The 15,711-nt window shown below is 68.9% G+C and carries 19 protein-coding genes; 12 read left to right on the top strand and 7 right to left on the bottom strand.

Features of this window, described 5'->3' with window-relative positions:
* Positions 1 to 36 precede the first annotated feature (36 nt).
* Entirely contained in the window at positions 37 to 996 is a 960-nt protein-coding gene (locus tag ACTZQ5_RS09875) for an isopenicillin N synthase family dioxygenase (protein ID WP_443585012.1), read from the bottom strand.
* 325 nt (positions 997 to 1,321) lie between these two features.
* On the opposite strand from ACTZQ5_RS09875, the gene ACTZQ5_RS09880 reads away from it, so the two are divergent.
* The 5 genes from ACTZQ5_RS09880 (at position 1,322) to ACTZQ5_RS09900 (ending at position 5,996) form a co-directional block, all read left to right on the top strand.
* Positions 1,322 to 2,491 (top strand): M23 family metallopeptidase, encoded by a 1,170-nt coding sequence (locus tag ACTZQ5_RS09880; RefSeq protein WP_443585013.1) that lies wholly within the window; start codon positions 1,322 to 1,324, stop codon positions 2,489 to 2,491.
* Between the two features lie 131 nt (positions 2,492 to 2,622).
* Entirely contained in the window at positions 2,623 to 2,961 is a 339-nt protein-coding gene (gene erpA, locus ACTZQ5_RS09885) for an iron-sulfur cluster insertion protein ErpA (protein WP_443585014.1), read from the top strand.
* A gap of 5 nt (positions 2,962 to 2,966) precedes the next feature.
* Positions 2,967 to 3,737 (top strand): exodeoxyribonuclease III, encoded by a 771-nt coding sequence (gene xth, locus ACTZQ5_RS09890; RefSeq protein ID WP_443585015.1) that lies wholly within the window; start codon positions 2,967 to 2,969, stop codon positions 3,735 to 3,737.
* Entirely contained in the window at positions 3,734 to 4,540 is an 807-nt protein-coding gene (locus tag ACTZQ5_RS09895) for a transporter (RefSeq protein ID WP_443585016.1), read from the top strand. Before xth ends, ACTZQ5_RS09895 begins: the two co-directional genes overlap by 4 nt.
* 61 nt (positions 4,541 to 4,601) lie before the next feature.
* Complete coding sequence (locus tag ACTZQ5_RS09900; protein ID WP_443585017.1) at positions 4,602 to 5,996, top strand: amino acid permease; 1,395 nt, start codon at positions 4,602 to 4,604, stop codon at positions 5,994 to 5,996.
* Positions 5,997 to 6,000: 4 nt separating this feature from the next.
* Here ACTZQ5_RS09900 and ACTZQ5_RS09905 read toward each other — a convergent pair whose 3' ends face one another.
* The 4 genes from ACTZQ5_RS09905 to ACTZQ5_RS09920 all read right to left on the bottom strand — a co-directional run bounded on the left by ACTZQ5_RS09905 (position 6,001) and on the right by ACTZQ5_RS09920 (position 11,103).
* Positions 6,001 to 6,471: a DUF2141 domain-containing protein gene (locus tag ACTZQ5_RS09905; RefSeq protein WP_443585018.1), complete on the bottom strand. Its 471-nt coding sequence runs from the start codon at positions 6,469 to 6,471 to the stop codon at positions 6,001 to 6,003.
* Positions 6,472 to 6,612: 141 nt separating this feature from the next.
* Positions 6,613 to 9,297: an aconitate hydratase AcnA gene (acnA, locus tag ACTZQ5_RS09910; protein WP_443585019.1), complete on the bottom strand. Its 2,685-nt coding sequence runs from the start codon at positions 9,295 to 9,297 to the stop codon at positions 6,613 to 6,615.
* 349 nt (positions 9,298 to 9,646) lie between these two features.
* Positions 9,647 to 10,300: a GAF domain-containing protein gene (locus ACTZQ5_RS09915; protein ID WP_443585020.1), complete on the bottom strand. Its 654-nt coding sequence runs from the start codon at positions 10,298 to 10,300 to the stop codon at positions 9,647 to 9,649.
* Positions 10,301 to 10,404: 104 nt separating this feature from the next.
* Positions 10,405 to 11,103, bottom strand: coding sequence for a L,D-transpeptidase family protein (locus ACTZQ5_RS09920; RefSeq protein WP_443585021.1), 699 nt, complete (start codon positions 11,101 to 11,103; stop codon positions 10,405 to 10,407).
* A gap of 172 nt (positions 11,104 to 11,275) precedes the next feature.
* Between ACTZQ5_RS09920 and ACTZQ5_RS09925 the strand changes: the two genes are divergently transcribed.
* From ACTZQ5_RS09925 to ACTZQ5_RS09950, 6 genes are all read left to right on the top strand, one after another.
* Entirely contained in the window at positions 11,276 to 11,830 is a 555-nt protein-coding gene (locus ACTZQ5_RS09925) for a hypothetical protein (protein WP_443585022.1), read from the top strand.
* Between the two features lie 107 nt (positions 11,831 to 11,937).
* Positions 11,938 to 12,195: a hypothetical protein gene (locus ACTZQ5_RS09930; protein ID WP_443585023.1), complete on the top strand. Its 258-nt coding sequence runs from the start codon at positions 11,938 to 11,940 to the stop codon at positions 12,193 to 12,195.
* Positions 12,196 to 12,416: 221 nt separating this feature from the next.
* The gene (locus ACTZQ5_RS09935; RefSeq protein WP_443585024.1) at positions 12,417 to 12,989 is read left to right on the top strand and encodes a helix-turn-helix domain-containing protein; all 573 of its coding nucleotides are present in this window, start codon (positions 12,417 to 12,419) and stop codon (positions 12,987 to 12,989) included.
* A gap of 42 nt (positions 12,990 to 13,031) precedes the next feature.
* Entirely contained in the window at positions 13,032 to 13,409 is a 378-nt protein-coding gene (locus ACTZQ5_RS09940) for a hypothetical protein (RefSeq protein ID WP_443585025.1), read from the top strand.
* A 59-nt stretch (positions 13,410 to 13,468) separates the two neighbouring features.
* Positions 13,469 to 13,936 carry a hypothetical protein gene (locus tag ACTZQ5_RS09945; RefSeq protein ID WP_443585026.1) on the top strand — a complete coding sequence of 156 codons (468 nt, stop codon included), beginning with the start codon at positions 13,469 to 13,471 and terminating at the stop codon, positions 13,934 to 13,936.
* The gene (locus ACTZQ5_RS09950; protein WP_443585027.1) at positions 13,933 to 14,406 is read left to right on the top strand and encodes a hypothetical protein; all 474 of its coding nucleotides are present in this window, start codon (positions 13,933 to 13,935) and stop codon (positions 14,404 to 14,406) included. The genes ACTZQ5_RS09945 and ACTZQ5_RS09950 overlap by 4 nt, the downstream gene beginning before the upstream one ends.
* Before the next feature lie 20 nt (positions 14,407 to 14,426).
* Here ACTZQ5_RS09950 and ACTZQ5_RS09955 read toward each other — a convergent pair whose 3' ends face one another.
* Positions 14,427 to 14,615: a hypothetical protein gene (locus ACTZQ5_RS09955; protein WP_443585028.1), complete on the bottom strand. Its 189-nt coding sequence runs from the start codon at positions 14,613 to 14,615 to the stop codon at positions 14,427 to 14,429.
* A 132-nt stretch (positions 14,616 to 14,747) separates the two neighbouring features.
* Between ACTZQ5_RS09955 and ACTZQ5_RS09960 the strand changes: the two genes are divergently transcribed.
* Complete coding sequence (locus ACTZQ5_RS09960) at positions 14,748 to 15,158, top strand: phasin family protein (RefSeq protein WP_443585029.1); 411 nt, start codon at positions 14,748 to 14,750, stop codon at positions 15,156 to 15,158.
* Positions 15,159 to 15,161: 3 nt separating this feature from the next.
* Here ACTZQ5_RS09960 and ACTZQ5_RS09965 read toward each other — a convergent pair whose 3' ends face one another.
* On the bottom strand, positions 15,162 to 15,665 hold the full coding sequence (locus tag ACTZQ5_RS09965; protein ID WP_443585030.1) for a GNAT family N-acetyltransferase: 504 nt from the start codon (positions 15,663 to 15,665) through the stop codon (positions 15,162 to 15,164).
* Positions 15,666 to 15,711: the final 46 nt, after the last annotated feature.

A 15,711-nucleotide genomic window follows, 5' to 3' on the forward strand; every position in this document is an offset into this window, starting at 1 on the left:
CCATCCCTCCCCGGGCGGGGCAGGGGTGGCCTATGCTTACGCCTTGATGAGGCCGATCTCCACCAGCCGTTCGTACAGGTAGTCGTGCGCGGTGATCGGCGTCGGATAGCGGTTCGGGTTCTCGGCGGTCACCGTCTGCGGCAGCGTCTCGATCAGGAAATCGGGCGCCGGGTGGAGGAAGAAGGGCATCGAATAGCGCGAATGGCCGCGGCGCTCGGGCGGCGGATTGACGACGCGATGCGTGGTCGATGGCAGGACGTGGTTGGTCAGCCGCTGCAGCATGTCGCCGACGTTGACCACCATCGCACCTTCCGGCGGCTTGATCGCCAGCCATTGCCCGCTGTGCCGGTCGAGCAGTTCGAGGCCCGCTTCCTCCGCGCCCAGCAGCAGCGTGATGAGGTTGATGTCCTCATGCGCGCCGGCGCGTACGCCCTCGGCATCGGCGGGGATCGGCGGATAGTGCAGCAGGCGCAGCACCGAATTGCCGTCCTTCACCGCCGGGTCGAACCAGTCGGGCGCCAGCCCCAGGTGCCGCGCGATCGCCGACAGCAGCCGGTCACCGGCCCGGTCGAAGGCGGTGAACAATTCGAGGAAGGTCTGCTTGAACCCCTCCGGCCGCTCGGGCCAGATATTGGGCGACATGGTATCGGTATAACGATGCCCGGCGGGCAGCTCGCGGCCGATATGCCAGAATTCCTTGAGGTCGACGTGCTTCGCATCCTTGGCGATCTCCGTCTTGAACGGGGTATAGCCGCGGGCACCGCCACCCCCTTCGACGAAATAGCCGCGCTTCTCCGCCTCGGGCAGCGCGAACAGCGCCTCCGTCTCGCGCCAGGCGCGCGCGATCAGTTCCTGCGGCACGCCATGGTCGGCGACGATCGCAAAGCCGAACCGTTCGAACGATTCGCCGAACGCGGCGGCGAAGCCGTCGGGATCGCTTGCCTGGTCGGCGAGGCTGAGGGTGGGGACCTGCGCGGTCGAGGGGGTATCGAGCATAAGAGCCATCCGTTTGATGAAGCGGCGGTTATACGCCGCGCCTGCCGATGCGTCATGCGCAACTTCGCCTGCCGGGGCCTGGGGCGGGTGATTCCCGTACCGGTCGTGCGAAAGCGTCAGCGCCACCCGTGCATGTAACCCCGTATCATCCGTTCGGCGCACGTCCCAGCCGCTTGATCGCGGTAGCGGTATCCGCGGTCTTGTGGCCGTGGATCGGATGGTGTCTCACCATCCGGGTCTGGGGCGCGGTGGGGCTGCGGGTCAGGACGATGTCAAACAGCCGGTCCCGGTCAGGGCGGGAACGGCGCACTCGTGTTGGGGTACGATGAACACCTTCGCCCGTACTGCTGCTGCCTTCGGTTCGCGCGTCCGCGCGCTGTTCGCCACCCGCGATGTCCTGTTCCACGATGGCCGCGGCCTGCGCCGGGTCAGCATCACCGGCCGGTCGCAGGCGGTGGCGGCGGTCGCCGGCACGCTGATGATCGGCTTTTCAGGCTATGGCGCGGCGCAGGCGGCGCAGCTCGCCACCCAGCCGGCCGATACCCGCATCGTGCACATGGAGCATCGCCTCGACGCGATGCAGGCGCGCGTCTCCACCATCCGCCAAGTCGCGCGCGAACATGCCGAGCGGCTCGACCAGCGCCAGGCGCTGATCGCCGCCGCGCTGACCGGCAAGGGCGACGAGGCCAAGCTCGCGCTGGCGCAGCTGGCGATCGATCCCGCCGCCGACCGCCTCGCCGCCGATGTCGTCAAGCCGCTGGTCAAGGTGGAGGGGCGCCAGAGCGAACTCGCCGCCGCCGCGCAGAAGGTGCTCGATCGCCGCCTCGCCCAAACCGATGCGACGCTCAAGACGCTGGGCGTCGCCGGCCGCCTGACGGTCGCCAGGACGACGACCGGCGGCATGGGTGGCCCGATGCTCGACGCCAACGGTGCCGAGGCGCAGGCGGACCTCAAGGCCGACGCCCAGTTCCGCACCCTGTTCCAGAGCTGGAAGAAGCTCGATACGCTGCAACAGGGCGCCATCGCCATCCCCTCGGTGCAGCCGGTGCAGCATCTGCAGTTCACCAGCAACTTCGGCATCCGCTCCGACCCGTTCCGCGGCACCGCCGCGATGCACGCCGGCGTCGACATCCCCGGTCCGGTCGGCACGCCGATCTACGCCACCGCCGACGGCATCGTCGGCCACGCCGGCCGCCAGGGCGGCTATGGCAACATGGTGGAGATCAACCATGGCAAGGGCATCGCCACCCGCTACGGCCACCTGTCCAAGATCCTCGTCGCCGACGGCAGCCGCGTGACGCGCGGCCAGCTGATCGCGCTGATGGGCTCGACCGGCCGCTCCACCGGCCCGCACCTCCATTACGAAGTGCGTATCGACGGCCATGCGGTGAACCCGATCCCGTTCCTCACCACCGCCGACTATCTGCTCGCCGCCCAGGACCGCGCCGTTCACGCGATCCCGGTCTCGACCGACGGCCCCGCCGCCCAGGACTGATTGCGAGGCGGCTGCGACGCCCGCCCTTACTCTGCATCCCATTCGCCTTCGTCATCCCGGCTTCCGCCGGGATGACCGGCAGCGCCAACGCCCCCGTTGCCCCGATCCCCGCTCGCGCCTATCTCCCCCGCATGGCCAGCCTCGCTCCCGACATCATGCTCACCCCTGCCGCCGCCGCGCGCGTCGCCGCGATCGCGGGCAAGCAGAACAAACCCGCCATCCTGCGCCTGTCCGTCGACGGCGGCGGCTGCTCGGGCTTCCAGTATCGCTTCGGCTTCGCCGACGCCCCGGAGGGCGACGATACCGTGGCGGAGACGGACGGCGTCCGGCTGGTGGTGGATAGCGTCAGCCTCGATCTCGTCCGCGGCTGTCAGGTCGATTACGTCGAATCGCTGGGCGGTGCCGCCTTCCGCGTCGAAAATCCCAATGCCGCCTCCGGTTGCGGCTGCGGCTCCAGCTTCGCGATCTAGCTGCCGTGAAGCTCGTCACCTACAACGTCAACGGCATCAAGGCGCGTCTGCCGCGCCTGCTGGAATATCTTGCCGAGGAACAGGCGGACATCGTCTGCCTCCAGGAACTCAAGTCCAGCGACGATACCTTCCCGATCGCCGATATCGAGGCCGCCGGCTACGGCGCGGTCTGGCACGGGCAAAAGGGGTTCAACGGCGTCGCCGTGCTCGCCAGGGGGCAAACACCCGTCGAGCGCCAGCGCGGGCTGGAGGGCGAGCCGGAGGACGAGCATAGCCGCTACCTCGAATGCGAGGTCGACGGGCTGGTCGTCGCTTCCATCTACCTGCCCAACGGCAATCCGCAGCCCGGCCCCAAGTTCGATTACAAGCTGCGCTGGATGGAACGGCTGGCGGCGCGCGCTCGCGTGCTGCTCGATGCCGAGGTGCCGACGGTGCTGATGGGCGATTACAACGTCATCCCCAACGACGACGATACCTTTTCGGTGCGCGCGATGGCCGACGATGCGCTGATGCAGCCGGAAAGCCGCGCCGCCTACCGCCGCCTACTGGCGCAGGGCTGGACCGACGCCCTGCGCACCCGCCAGCCGACCGGCGGCGTCTGGACCTTCTGGGATTATCAGGCCGGCGCATGGCAGCGCGATGCCGGCTTCCGCATCGACCATCTGCTGCTCAGCCCTCAGGCTGCCGACCGGCTGGTCGATGCCGGCGTCGACAAGGCGTATCGCGGTCGCGAAAAGGCGAGCGATCACGCGCCGACCTGGGTGCGCCTGCGGTGAGGCGGCCGGCGCTCGCCGTCGCCGCTGCCTCTGCTGCCCTTCTCGCCGCGGCCCCCGCTGCGGCCCAGCTGCGCGAATATTGCCCGGAACGGCCCGGGCTCGATACGCCGGCGTGCATCGTCGACAAGGGGCATGTCTCGCTGGAAACGGGTGTCGTCGACTGGACGCTCGATCGCCAGCCGGACAGCCGCACCGACACGATCACGATCGCACAGACGCTTGTCCGGCTCGGTGTCACCGACCGGCTGGAGGTGCGCGCGAGCTGGGAGCCGTTCGGACATGAGCGGGTGCGCGACGTGGCGAGCGGCGCGATCGACCGCGCGGACCGCGTCGGCGATGCCGTGCTCGGGCTGAAGGCGTCGCTCCTGCATCCCGACGGCCAGGGCCTCGCCATTGCCGTTCTGCCCTCGGTCAGCCTGCCCGTCGGCCGGGTGCCGATCGGTGCGGGCGGCGTCGGCTACAGCCTGCTGCTGCCCGTATCCTACGACCTCAGCGATACGGTGCGGATTGATGCCACGCCCTCGGTGCGCGGCCTGCCCAACGACGAGACGCCCGGCCATCACCTGCGCTACGGCAGCGCCGGCGGCGTCACGGTCAAGGTGACGAAGGCGGTATCGCTGTCCGCCGAGGCGCAGGTGGTCCGCGACGCGGAGCCCGGCGACCACACCACCCGCGCGCGGACCGCGCTGTCGGTCGCATGGCAGCCGCAGGACGATTGGCAGCTCGACCTGTTCGGCATCGCCGGCCTCAACCGGGATACGCCCGACCTGGAACTGTCGGCCGGCATCGCCCGGCGCTTCTGAACGCACCGCTACCCACGTTCCCGCGGACGGCCTATAGCCGCTGCAAAGACGAGGGGATCCCATGAGCCTGTTCCGCCGCAAGACCATCCAGCCGCAGCCGCCGGGGCAGCAGCTCGCGCGCACGCTCGGCTGGCCGCATCTCGTCGCGCTCGGCGTCGGCGCGATCGTCGGCACCGGCATCCTGACGCTGATCGGTGTCGGCGCGGAACGGGCCGGCCCGGCGGTGATCCTGGCCTTCGTCGTCGCCGGCGCGATCTGTGCCTGCGCGGCGCTTTGCTATGCCGAAATGGCGACGATGATCCCCGCCTCCGGCTCGGCCTATACCTACAGCTACGCGGTGCTGGGCGAGGTGATCGCCTGGGTCGTCGGTTGGAGCCTGATCCTCGAATATTCGCTGGTCGTCTCCACCGTCGCGGTCGGCTGGTCGGGCTATGCCGTCGGCTTCCTCAAGGGGCTTGGCATCGTCGTGCCCGCCGCGCTCGCCAACGGCCCCGGCCTCGGCGGGGTGGTCAACCTGCCCGCGGTCGCGATCATCGCCGTCGTCGCCGGGCTGCTGATGCTCGGCACGCGGGAAAGCGCGCGGATCAATACCGCGCTGGTGGTGCTGAAGATCGTCACGCTGGCGCTGTTCGTCGGCGTCGCACTGCCGCATTTCGACGCCGCCAACCTCCACCCCTTCGCCCCCTACGGCTATGGCAGTCCCGAAGGGGCAGGGGGCGTCAAATATGGCGTGATGGGCGCCGCCGCGATCATCTTCTTCGCCTTCTACGGCTTCGATGCGATCTCCACCGCGGCGGAAGAGGCGAAGAAGCCCGAGCGCGACCTTGCCATCGGTATCGTCGGGTCGATGCTCGCCTGTACCGCGATCTACATGATCGTCGCCGCCACCGCGGTCGGCGCGGTCAGCTACGCCAGCTTCGGCAAGAGCCCGGAACCGCTCGCGCTCATCCTGCGCGAACTGAACCAGGGCGGCATCGCCACCGTGGTCGCCGCCGCGGCGGCGATCGCGTTGCCGACGGTGCTGCTCGCCTTCCTCTACGGGCAGAGCCGCATCTTCCTGGTCATGGCCCGCGATGGCTTCCTGCCCGCCGGGCTCGCCAAGGTGAGCCGGCGCGGCACCCCGGCGCGCATCACCGCGATGACCGCGATGTTCGTCGCGATCATCGCCGGCCTCGCGCCGCTCGACGTCATCGCCAGCCTGGCCAATGCCGGTACGCTGTGCGCGTTCGTCGCGGTCGCGGCCTGCGTGCTGGTGCTGCGCCGCCGCGATCCCGCCGCGCGGCGACCGTTCCGCACCCCACTCGCCTGGGTCGTGGCACCGCTCGCGATTCTTGGTTGCTGCTACCTCTTCACCAGCCTGCAGGCGGTGACGCAGATCGCCTTCGTTGGCTGGAACGCCTTCGGCCTGCTGGTCTATTTCCTCTACGCCCGCAGCCGCGCGGTGGTGACCGGCTGAGGCGTCAGCCCTCCGGCCCGATGCTGAGCCCGTGACGATAGTTCATCGTCACGCTCACCCGGCTGGTGCCGGCGCCCAGCGGCACCGCGACCTGGGCGAAGGCGGGCTTCAGCCGCAGGATCGACAGCTTGGGATCGCGCGAGAAGGCGCCGCCGTCGCCGCCGTCCGACTTGCCGTTGGCATTGGCATCGTGCCGCACCGCGATACCATAGGTGCCCGGCCGCGGCACCGGCACGCACACCTCGACGTTGCGCTTGCCCGCCGCCGGCGCCTCGACCCGCGCCAGCCAGCGCCCTTTGTCGAGGAAGCCGCTCTCCTCATACAATTGTACCCGCACGCCGCCGCTGGAGGCACGCAGGCCGCGGATGCTCACCAGCACCCGGTGAGGCGTGCCGGCGGTACAGCCTGCGGTGCTGTGCTGGGCGAATGCGGGTGAGCCAAAGGCGAGCAGCAACAGGGGTACGAAGCGAAGCATAAGCCGCTGTTATAACGAAGGATGTGGCGAGGGTATGTCGACGCCGTGGCGGTCGCCGTTTCCTGCACCGGGATGACGGCCGGACAAAAAAAGGGGAGGCGCCCCGCGGCACCTCCCCGTCTCATCCTTCGCTGTGGCCGCTTACGCCGCCAGGTTGCGCAGCACGTACTGCAGGATGCCGCCGTTGAGGAAATATTCCAGCTCGTTGACGGTATCGATCCGGCAGCGCGTCTCGAACGTTTCGCTCGATCCGTCGGCGCGGGTCAGCTTCACCTCCACGGTCTGGCGCGGCCGCAGGTTGGCGACGCCGGTGATCGTGAACGTCTCGGTGCCGTCCAGCTTCAGCGTCTGGCGGGTCACGCCGTCGGCGAACTGCAGCGGCAGCACGCCCATGCCGACCAGGTTCGACCGGTGGATCCGCTCGAAGCTTTCGGTGATGACAGCGCGCACGCCCAACAGGTTGGTGCCCTTCGCCGCCCAGTCGCGCGACGAGCCCGTGCCATATTCCTTGCCCGCGACGATCACCAGCGGCGTGCCGTCGTCCTTGTGACGCATCGCCGCGTCGTAGATCGGCATCGTCTCGCCCTGATACTGGGTCATGCCGCCTTCGACGCCCGGCACCATCTCGTTGCGGATACGGATGTTGGCGAAGGTGCCGCGGACCATGACATGGTCGTTGCCGCGGCGCGCGCCATAGCTGTTGAAGTCCTTGCGCGCGACCTGGCGCTCGGTCAGCCACTGGCCGGCCGGGCTGTCCGCCTTGATCGATCCGGCGGGCGAGATGTGATCGGTGGTGATCGAATCGCCCAGGATCGCCAGCGGCTTCGCCTCGATGATGTCGGTGACCGGCTTCGGGGTCATCTCCATGCCCTCGAAGTACGGCGGGTTGGCGACATAGGTCGACGCCGCCGGCCAGCTGTAGGTCGCCGAACCGGTCACGTCGATGCTGCGCCACTTCTCGTCGCCCGCATAGACGTTGCCGTAGCGGCTGCGGAACATCGCATCGTCGATGTTGGCCGCCATCACGTCGGCGACCTCCTGGTTGGTCGGCCACACGTCCTTCAGGAAGACGTCCTGCCCGTCCTTGCCCTGGCCGAGCGGCGTTTCGCTCATGTCCTGCGTCACCGTGCCCTTCAGCGCATAGGCGACGACCAGCGGCGGGCTGGCGAGGAAGTTGGCGCGGACGTCGGGCGACACGCGCCCTTCGAAGTTGCGGTTGCCGGACAGCACCGATGCGGCGACGAGGTCGTTCTCGTTGATCGCGGTCGAGATCGGGCCGGGCAGCGGGCCGGAATTGCCGATGCAGGTGGTGCAGCCATAGCCGACCAGGTTGAAGCCGATCGCGTCGAGGTCCTGGGTCAGCCCCGCCTTGTTGAGATAGTCGGTGACCACCTGGCTGCCCGGCGCCAGCGACGTCTTGACCCAGGGCTTGGGCTTGAGGCCGAGCGCGTTCGCCTTGCGCGCGACCAGGCCCGCCGCGACCAGCACGCTCGGGTTGGAGGTGTTGGTGCAGCTGGTGATCGCCGCGATCACCACGTCGCCGTCGCCGATGTCATGCCCGCGCTCCTCCACCGCGACGCGGCTCGGACGCTCCTTGTGGTAGATCTTGAACAGGTCGCCGTTGAACACCTCGTCCACCTTGCCCAGGCTGACGCGGTCCTGCGGGCGCTTCGGCCCGGCGAGGCTGGCGGTGACCGTCCCCATGTCGAGCTCCAGCGTGTCGGTGAACACGGGATCGGCGGCATCGTCGTGGCGCCAGAAGCCGTTCGCCTTGGCATAGGCCTCGACCAGCGCGATATTCTCCTCGGACCGCGCGGTGAGGCGCATATAGTCCATCGTCTTGTCGTCGATCGGGAAGAAGCCGCAGGTCGCGCCATATTCGGGCGCCATGTTGGCGATGGTCGCACGATCGGCGAGCGTCATCGACGACAGGCCCGGGCCGTAGAACTCGACGAAGCGGCCGACGACGCCCTTGGCGCGCAGCATCTGCGTCACGGTCAGCACCAGGTCGGTGGCGGTGATGCCTTCCTTCAGCGCGCCGGTCAGCTTGAAGCCGACCACCTCGGGGATCAGCATGCTCACCGGCTGGCCGAGCATCGCCGCTTCCGCCTCGATGCCGCCGACGCCCCAGCCGAGCACGCCCAGGCCGTTGATCATCGTCGTGTGGCTGTCGGTGCCGACCAAAGTGTCGGGATAGGCGATCGCCGTGCCGTCGCCATGGTCGCCGGTGCTTTCCGACGACCAGACCGCCTGGCCGATATATTCGAGGTTCACCTGATGGCAGATGCCGGTGCCCGGCGGCACGACCTTGAAATTGTCGAGCGCGGCCGAGCCCCACTTGAGGAATTCGTAGCGCTCGCCGTTGCGCTGATATTCCAGGTCGACGTTGTCCTCGAACGCCTGCGGCGTGCCGAATTCGTCGACCATGACGCTATGGTCGATGACGAGGTGCACGGGCACCTGCGGATTGATCTTGGCCGCGTCGCCGCCCAGCTTGGTGATCGCATCGCGCATCGCGGCGAGGTCGACGACGCAGGGCACGCCGGTGAAATCCTGCATCAGCACGCGCGCCGGGCGATACTGGATCTCGCGGTCGGAGCGGCGCTCCTGCTGCCAGTCGACGATCGCCTTCACATCCGCCTCGGTCACGGTCTTGCCGTCCTCGAAGCGCAGCATGTTCTCGAGCAGCACCTTCATCGAAAAGGGCAGGCGGCTGATGTCGCCGAACTTCTCGGCCGCCTTGGCGAGGCTGAAATAATCGTAGGTCTTGCCGCCGACGGTCAGCGTCGTGCGGGTGTTCAGGCTGTCCTGGCCGATGGCGGTCATCATGGTCCCTTCAATTTGGCTCGAGGGCGCTCGGGGGAGCGGCCGGGTACGGCCGATCGGGCGCGCGGGAGCGCTTCGCGAAAGCGTATGTTGCAGGGGGCCTTAGCAAGGGGTTTCCGGCGGGGGAAGCGCCTATGCTGCGCATGCGTGATCGCGGGATGCCGCATGCGCCGCCATCGCATATCGGCTGGCTCATTCGCGGCAATGTTCTGTAATCCTCCGTCACTCCGGACTTGTCCGGGCATGACGGAGGATTGAAGAACACCGCCCGGGATCGCACGACCCATAGGCGATAGCCCTGCCTGTCTCGCGGAGAAGGGAGAACGACGTCCGGACGTCGATCCGCCGCCTATCGCTGCGCCAGCCTCAGCGCATCGACCTCGACGATCACCTGTTCCAGCCGGGCGAGTTCCGCGGTCGCGCCGATCACGTCGAGCGCCGCCCAGGCCTTGACCAGATGGTCGCTCGCCTGTTCCAGCCACTGCGGTGCGGCATCGGCGGCGACCGGATCGCTGCCCTTCTCGCGCAGGTCGCGACGCAGTTCGAACGCTGCGACGGTACGGCGGGCGAGGTCCTCCAGCACCACGCGCTCTTCCTCTTCCAACCCCTCGCGCGGCTCGACGTCGACGACGCAGATCGTGCCGATCCGGGCGCCGTTGCGCATCTTGAGCGGCGCCCCGGCATAGAAGCGGATGCGGGTGCCGTCGGTGACGTTGGGATAGTCGCGGAACCGCTCGTCACGGCTGGCATCGGGCACCACGAACACGCCGTCCTGCTCGATCGCCTTGGCGCAGAAGGACTCGGCGATCGGCCCCTCGGCGGTGTCGAGGCCGATCCGCGCCTTGAACCACTGGCGCCGCGCATCGATCAGCGAGATGGTGGCGATGGGGGCGTCGGTCTGACGCGCCGCCTCTTCGACCAGTGCATCATATTGGCGCTCCGGATCGGTATCCAGCAGGCCGTACTGCGCCAGCGTCGCCAGCCGCTCTTCCTCATCCGTCATGCCGCAGGCCCCACCCCTGTATAGGGCCGAAAATGTATCAGTGTTCCTGACACTTGGCCAAGAGGTTTCTTCGCCGTTAACCAGACTTTGCGCTTGATCCGCGTCTATATGCCGGCAGTCGTCACCAGCGGTTCGCCCGTCGCCAGCGTCTTGCCACGGGTGATGATGACACGGTCGCCGACCTTCGCCTGCGCGAACAGCAGGCGGGCAAAGGCGGTCGGCACGCCGATGCAGCCGTGCGTCGCATAGCCCCAGGCGACCTCCGTCCCATGCACCGCGACGCCGTCGCGCGTCAGCCGCAGCGTGTAGGGCATGGGCGCATTGCCATAGGTGCGCGAGACGTGATGCGCATCCTTCATCAGGATCGGGAAGGTGCCGAGCGGCGTCGGCTTGTCGTCCGCGCCATAGAGGATGGCGGCGGCACCGATCTCATAGCCGTCGCGAAACACCGACAGCGTCTGCGCGGCGAGGTCCACGGTGATGATGAGGGGGCCGTCCGGCACGCCTTTGTCGTCCCAGGCGTAATCCCCGAACTTGATCGGCCCGATGTCGAGAACGCGCTTCACCTGCATCGAAGCGGGCGTGGTCATGGGGGCCGGGGTCGGTGCGGGCGCGGGCAACGGCCTTGCGGGCGCGACGCTCGCCACCGCGGCGACAGGCGGCGTAGCCGCGGCGCGTGCCGTGGCGGGCCGTACGTTGGAACGGGCAGGGCGGTTTGAGGACACGGTCGCGGCCGCCGCGATGCCGAGCGCGGCGACGGCGAGGATCAGCTTGGCCGCTAGGGCCTGGCGACGTGCGGCCAAGGAACGCTCCGGATGATCGAGACGCTGGGCAGAATGCGCGCAAACCCGCCCGCTGGCCACCCGCCGGAATCGCGCGTGCCGCAGCGGGACACCGGCGGGATGCGTCAACCTTTGCCGCTGCCGCTCGTTGACGACCCATGCGCACGGCATCCTCCCGCATCCGGGCCGCTCCATGGCGAAGCTGAAGGTCTTTCGCACGCCGATCGGCTTCCACGACGCCTATGTCGCCGCGCCCAGCCAGAAGGCGGCCCTGCAGGCTTGGGGCAGCGCCCGCGACCTGTTCGCGCGCGGCGTCGCGGAGGTGGTGACCGATCCCGCCCTCACCGCCGAGCCGCTCGCCAAACCGGGCACGGTCATCAAGCGGTCGCGCGGCAGCGCCGCCGAGCAGATCGCAGCACTGCCGCCCGATCGGGCACGGACGCGTCGCAAACCGGCTGCCACGGACGATGCGGACGCGGCGCCTGCCGCCAAGCGGGCACGTCCTGCGCCGCCCCCGCCGGTGCCGAAACCGAGCCGCCGTCCGCTTGCCGAGGCGGAGGCGGCCTTATCGCAGGCGGAGGCGCGCCACCGCAGCGACGAGCGGGCGCTCCGTGCCGAAGAGGCGGCGCTCGCCAGGCGGCGGCGCACGCTGGAGCGCGATCAGCGCGAGGAGCGCGAGCGGCTGGAAGCCGATCGGCAGAAGGCGGCCGACGCTTATGATGCCGCCATGCGCCGCTGGCAGGGTTGAGTCCCCGGATCGCGCCTGTCCGGAACCCCGATCCGGAACATTGCATGTGGTGTGCGGTTGGACGGCCGGAAAGGAACGCAACTATGTCGCATATCCCCAGCTCGGCCATGAAGCATGCCGGCCCCGTCCATCACGAGGAGGATGAGGCCGCCGCAACGCCACCGGCAGCGTCGCGCGCAGGGCAGGAGGATGGCGGCCTCGGCATCGGCGGATGGGTCGCGATCGGCGGCACCCTGCTGGCCGGCGCGGCGGCGGCGATCGCGGTGCCGTTGTTGCGCGCCCGGCGATCGGCGCCCGTCGCGACGCGCCGCGGCCGCAAGGCGACGGTACGCAAGGGCAAGGCGCGCAAGGCATCGCACGGCTGACGCGTCGCCGGGCGGCGCGGCGGTGCCGCCCGGTCGTCGTGCCCGAAATGGTGCTTTGCGTGGCTTAACCGCCGGATCGTGGTAAACATGTGCCTTCCGAACCGGGGGCATGACGATCTTGAGCGGGTCTGGACAGCAAGCGATCGATCACGGCCGCGCGCCGGCGGGAACGCCGTGCGCCGCCTCTTGCGCGCGCGCGCCGCAGGCGTGACAGCGATACCGTGAACGATTCCAGCCGATTCGACCGACTGACCAGGCGCCACCGCGATTGTCTGCGGGGCGTGCGCGACCTCAAGGGATCCAAGGAGATCGCCGAGGATCTCGGCATCGAGAAATCCACCGTCGACAGCTATCTGACCGAGGCGGTGAAGCTGATCGGCGCGCGCAACCGCCGCGATGCGGCGCTGCAATGGGCCCGCCACGAGGCCGAAAACGCTCAGCTAAGTGCTTCGCAAACAACAATTATTCCAGTAGAGGCCGCCCCCGATAAAATCGGGGGGCATTCTGCACGGCTATCCGAACCCGCTGCCGTTTCGCCATTGCCGGTGTCGCCGGACGAGTTGATCGTCGGGGCACCGGGGGTCCCCGAGGAGCCGCCTTCGAGGCAGCGCTCTTCGGGGATACGGCTGCCCTTCCGGCGGAAAGGACAAAGGGACAACGACCTTTCGGTCGGCGACCGGTTGATCTGGATACAGGCCATAACGTTGGGCATCGCCATCGCATTCGGCATGCTCATGACCGGCCTCCAGGTTCTCACCGGTCTGATCGAAACCGTCGCCCAGCGCCTTTCCTGACCTCCAGCGCGAGCACCCCGAACGGGTGGAAAGGTGGGCCTGATGTTCAACGCGAAATCCGATGCGAACACCGGATATGCGGATACCCGCGCGGCGGCCGAGGCGGTCGCGCAGCTGCTGTGGCGGCTGGAAACGCAGCTCGACGAAGCGTTCGCGACCGGTGGCGAACTGCTCGCCGCATTGCCGCGTGCCCGCAGCGCCGCGAACCTGCCGGCGATCGCCGGGCAGCAGGCCTTCGAAGTGCTCGGCCAGGCGATCATGGCGATCGGCACGGCGCGCGGCCATACCGTCGCCGGCCACCGCGTGATCGAAAAGCTGGGCAGGCAGATCGGGTATGAAACGAGTTTCGGCGACGAACTGCCGAAGCCTGCGTTCGTCCCGACGGGCGCCGACGCCAGTCATCTGCGCGTCGCTGCCTAGGTGTCATGGCTTGGCCGACAGACTGCTTCTTTGACCGGTCCGGAGTGCTCGGCCAGGCCATGACCCACGTGGTCTTCTTCAACGCGCTGCTGCTCGCCTGTTGCGGCTATGCCGCCTGGGCGGGCGGCGCGCCGGAGCGCTGGACGGCGCTGGTGTTCGTGCTGGGGGCGCTCGCGACGTCGAACCTGCCGTTCGTCCAGTATCGCAGCTATCATTCGGTGTTCTGGCTGCTGCTGGCCGTCGATGGCGCGATGCTGATCGGGCTGTTCGGCATCGCGTTGCGCGCCAATCGCTACTGGCCGCTGTACGTCACGTCGCTGCACCTCATCACCATCGCGATCCACGGCGTGAAGGCGTTCCAGCCGAGCCTCGTGCCGTGGATGTACGCCGGCGCCAGCAGCAAGATCGCCTATCCCATGCTGATGATGCTGGCGGTGGGCGCGCTGCGCCATCGCCGCCGCCTCGCCAGCTTCGGCAGCGATTGTGACTGGTCGCCGCTGCGCCAACCGGAATTCGAACGATCATGAGTGCCGACATCCGCCTGCTCCGCTGGCACCACCGCGACCGGGAGGATTACGAACGGCTCGCCGCCGCGCTGGAACGCGTCCGCGCCGCCGCCGCGCGGGGGCGGGGCGAGATCGTCGCGCCGGTCCCCACCGGCCCCGAGGAGCCCGAGGACGTCGATCGTGCCCGCGTCCTGCTGGCCCAGCGTCGCGCCCGCGACGCCGCCGCCGGACCGCTGGCGGAGATGTTCGGCGAACCCGGCTGGGATATCCTGCTCAACCTGTTCATCGCCTTCGAAGCGGGGGAGGCGATGCGGCCGCAGGTGGTGGCCGATGCGATCGGCCTGAGGCCGGCGGTGCTGGCACGCTGGATCGACGTGCTGACCGATCGCGGCCTCATCCGCGCGATCGCGGCCGACCCCGACACGCCGTCCACCCTGTCCCTGACCGATAGCGGCACCGCGCTGGTGCTGCGCTGCCTGGGCAGCGTCTGACCACGCAAAGGACCCGTCGATCAGTCCTCGGGACCGGTCAGCCGCTCGGCTTCCTCGCGCATCAGTTCGATACCCTGGCAGATATGCAGCCCCGCGATCGCCAGATCCAGGTCGTCGGCGAGCCGGATCAGCTCCTGGCCGAGCGCGACGGCACGATGCAGCAGCTCGCCGCGAATCCTGCGATGGGTGGCGTCGTCCGGCGTCTCCATGCGGCGGTTGTACCGGGACGCAGGCCGGACGCAACGTCCTGCAACGGACCGAATGCCGCGATCGTACGTTGAGCCGCACAGCGGCCGTTGCGGAAACGTAACCGTCGCCCGAGACACAGCAGGAGAGCGACGATGGCGGATGGCACCGGCGATGAGGGCAATGGCGCGGCGGCAGGCGATGCGATGCGCGACGCGGCGAACCGCGCCCGCGACAGCTTTTCGGAACATGTCCTCGATCCCGCCCGTCGCGCGGGCGAGGCGATGCGCGCTTCCGGCCAGAAGGTCGCGGACGGCAGCGCCACCATCGGGCTGAAGATCATCGAACAGGCCGAGCAGAATTCCCATGAGGCATTCCAGGCGATGCGCGAGGCGGCGCAGGCCAAGGATCTGTCGGACGTGATGCGCATCCAGGGCGAATATCTGCGCGAACAGGGCCAGCGCTCGCTCGCCCAGGCGCGCGAAATCGGCGATCTGATCGCCCGCTTCGGTCGCGATGCGGTGGCGCCGCTGCGTCCCGGCGGCACCGGCGTCAGCGACGGCTGAGCCTCATCCCCCAGGCATCGTCCGCGCCAGCACGATGAGGTCGTGCGCGATCCCGTCGCTGGCCCGGACATGCCCGGCAAGGCACGCCTCGCGCGCGAAGCCCAGCCCCTCGAACAATGCGATCGAACCGACCTGATCGGGCGTCATCGTCGCGGTCAGCTTGGCCAGCCCATGCGCGCCGGCGATCGCGAGCAGCGCCTCCAGCAGGTCCCGCCCCATTCCGGCCCCGCGGCGATCCGTCGCGACCAGCAGGCGTAGTTCGCCGACATGCCCGCTCCACCCCAGCGGATCGCGCACCAGCGCCGCGGTGGCGACGATGCGGCCGTCATCCTCCGCGATCAGGCTGTCGATCCAGCCTTCGCCGATCGCCTGCTGCCAGGCCTCGATCACCCGCGGATGGCGCAGGTCGCGGCCAAGGAACAGCAGGTCATGCTCCGGCAGGCCGGCGGCAAAGGCCAGCATGCCGGCATCGTCGGCGGGGCGGAAGCGGCGGATCGTATGGCTCATCGGCGGCGGCTCCTGCGACGATCGAAGCCGACCGACAAGGCCGTCA

The organism is Sphingomonas cellulosilytica, assembly GCF_052321755.1.
Lineage (GTDB): Bacteria > Pseudomonadota > Alphaproteobacteria > Sphingomonadales > Sphingomonadaceae > Sphingomonas.

Excerpts from the sequence above, each read along its gene's own strand:
- ACTZQ5_RS09875 (WP_443585012.1), bottom strand. The coding sequence starts at position 996 with ATGCTCGATACCCCCTCGACCGCGCAGGTCCCCACCCTCAGCCTCGCC.
- ACTZQ5_RS09880 (WP_443585013.1), top strand. The coding sequence starts at position 1,322 with ATGAACACCTTCGCCCGTACTGCTGCTGCCTTCGGTTCGCGCGTCCGC.
- erpA (WP_443585014.1), top strand. The coding sequence starts at position 2,623 with ATGGCCAGCCTCGCTCCCGACATCATGCTCACCCCTGCCGCCGCCGCG.
- ACTZQ5_RS09900 (WP_443585017.1), top strand. The coding sequence starts at position 4,602 with ATGAGCCTGTTCCGCCGCAAGACCATCCAGCCGCAGCCGCCGGGGCAG.
- ACTZQ5_RS09905 (WP_443585018.1), bottom strand. The coding sequence starts at position 6,471 with ATGCTTCGCTTCGTACCCCTGTTGCTGCTCGCCTTTGGCTCACCCGCA.
- acnA (WP_443585019.1), bottom strand. The coding sequence starts at position 9,297 with ATGACCGCCATCGGCCAGGACAGCCTGAACACCCGCACGACGCTGACC.
- ACTZQ5_RS09915 (WP_443585020.1), bottom strand. The coding sequence starts at position 10,300 with ATGACGGATGAGGAAGAGCGGCTGGCGACGCTGGCGCAGTACGGCCTG.
- ACTZQ5_RS09925 (WP_443585022.1), top strand. The coding sequence starts at position 11,276 with ATGGCGAAGCTGAAGGTCTTTCGCACGCCGATCGGCTTCCACGACGCC.
- ACTZQ5_RS09930 (WP_443585023.1), top strand. The coding sequence starts at position 11,938 with ATGAAGCATGCCGGCCCCGTCCATCACGAGGAGGATGAGGCCGCCGCA.
- ACTZQ5_RS09940 (WP_443585025.1), top strand. The coding sequence starts at position 13,032 with ATGTTCAACGCGAAATCCGATGCGAACACCGGATATGCGGATACCCGC.
- ACTZQ5_RS09945 (WP_443585026.1), top strand. The coding sequence starts at position 13,469 with ATGACCCACGTGGTCTTCTTCAACGCGCTGCTGCTCGCCTGTTGCGGC.
- ACTZQ5_RS09950 (WP_443585027.1), top strand. The coding sequence starts at position 13,933 with ATGAGTGCCGACATCCGCCTGCTCCGCTGGCACCACCGCGACCGGGAG.
- ACTZQ5_RS09955 (WP_443585028.1), bottom strand. The coding sequence starts at position 14,615 with ATGGAGACGCCGGACGACGCCACCCATCGCAGGATTCGCGGCGAGCTG.
- ACTZQ5_RS09960 (WP_443585029.1), top strand. The coding sequence starts at position 14,748 with ATGGCGGATGGCACCGGCGATGAGGGCAATGGCGCGGCGGCAGGCGAT.
- ACTZQ5_RS09965 (WP_443585030.1), bottom strand. The coding sequence starts at position 15,665 with ATGAGCCATACGATCCGCCGCTTCCGCCCCGCCGACGATGCCGGCATG.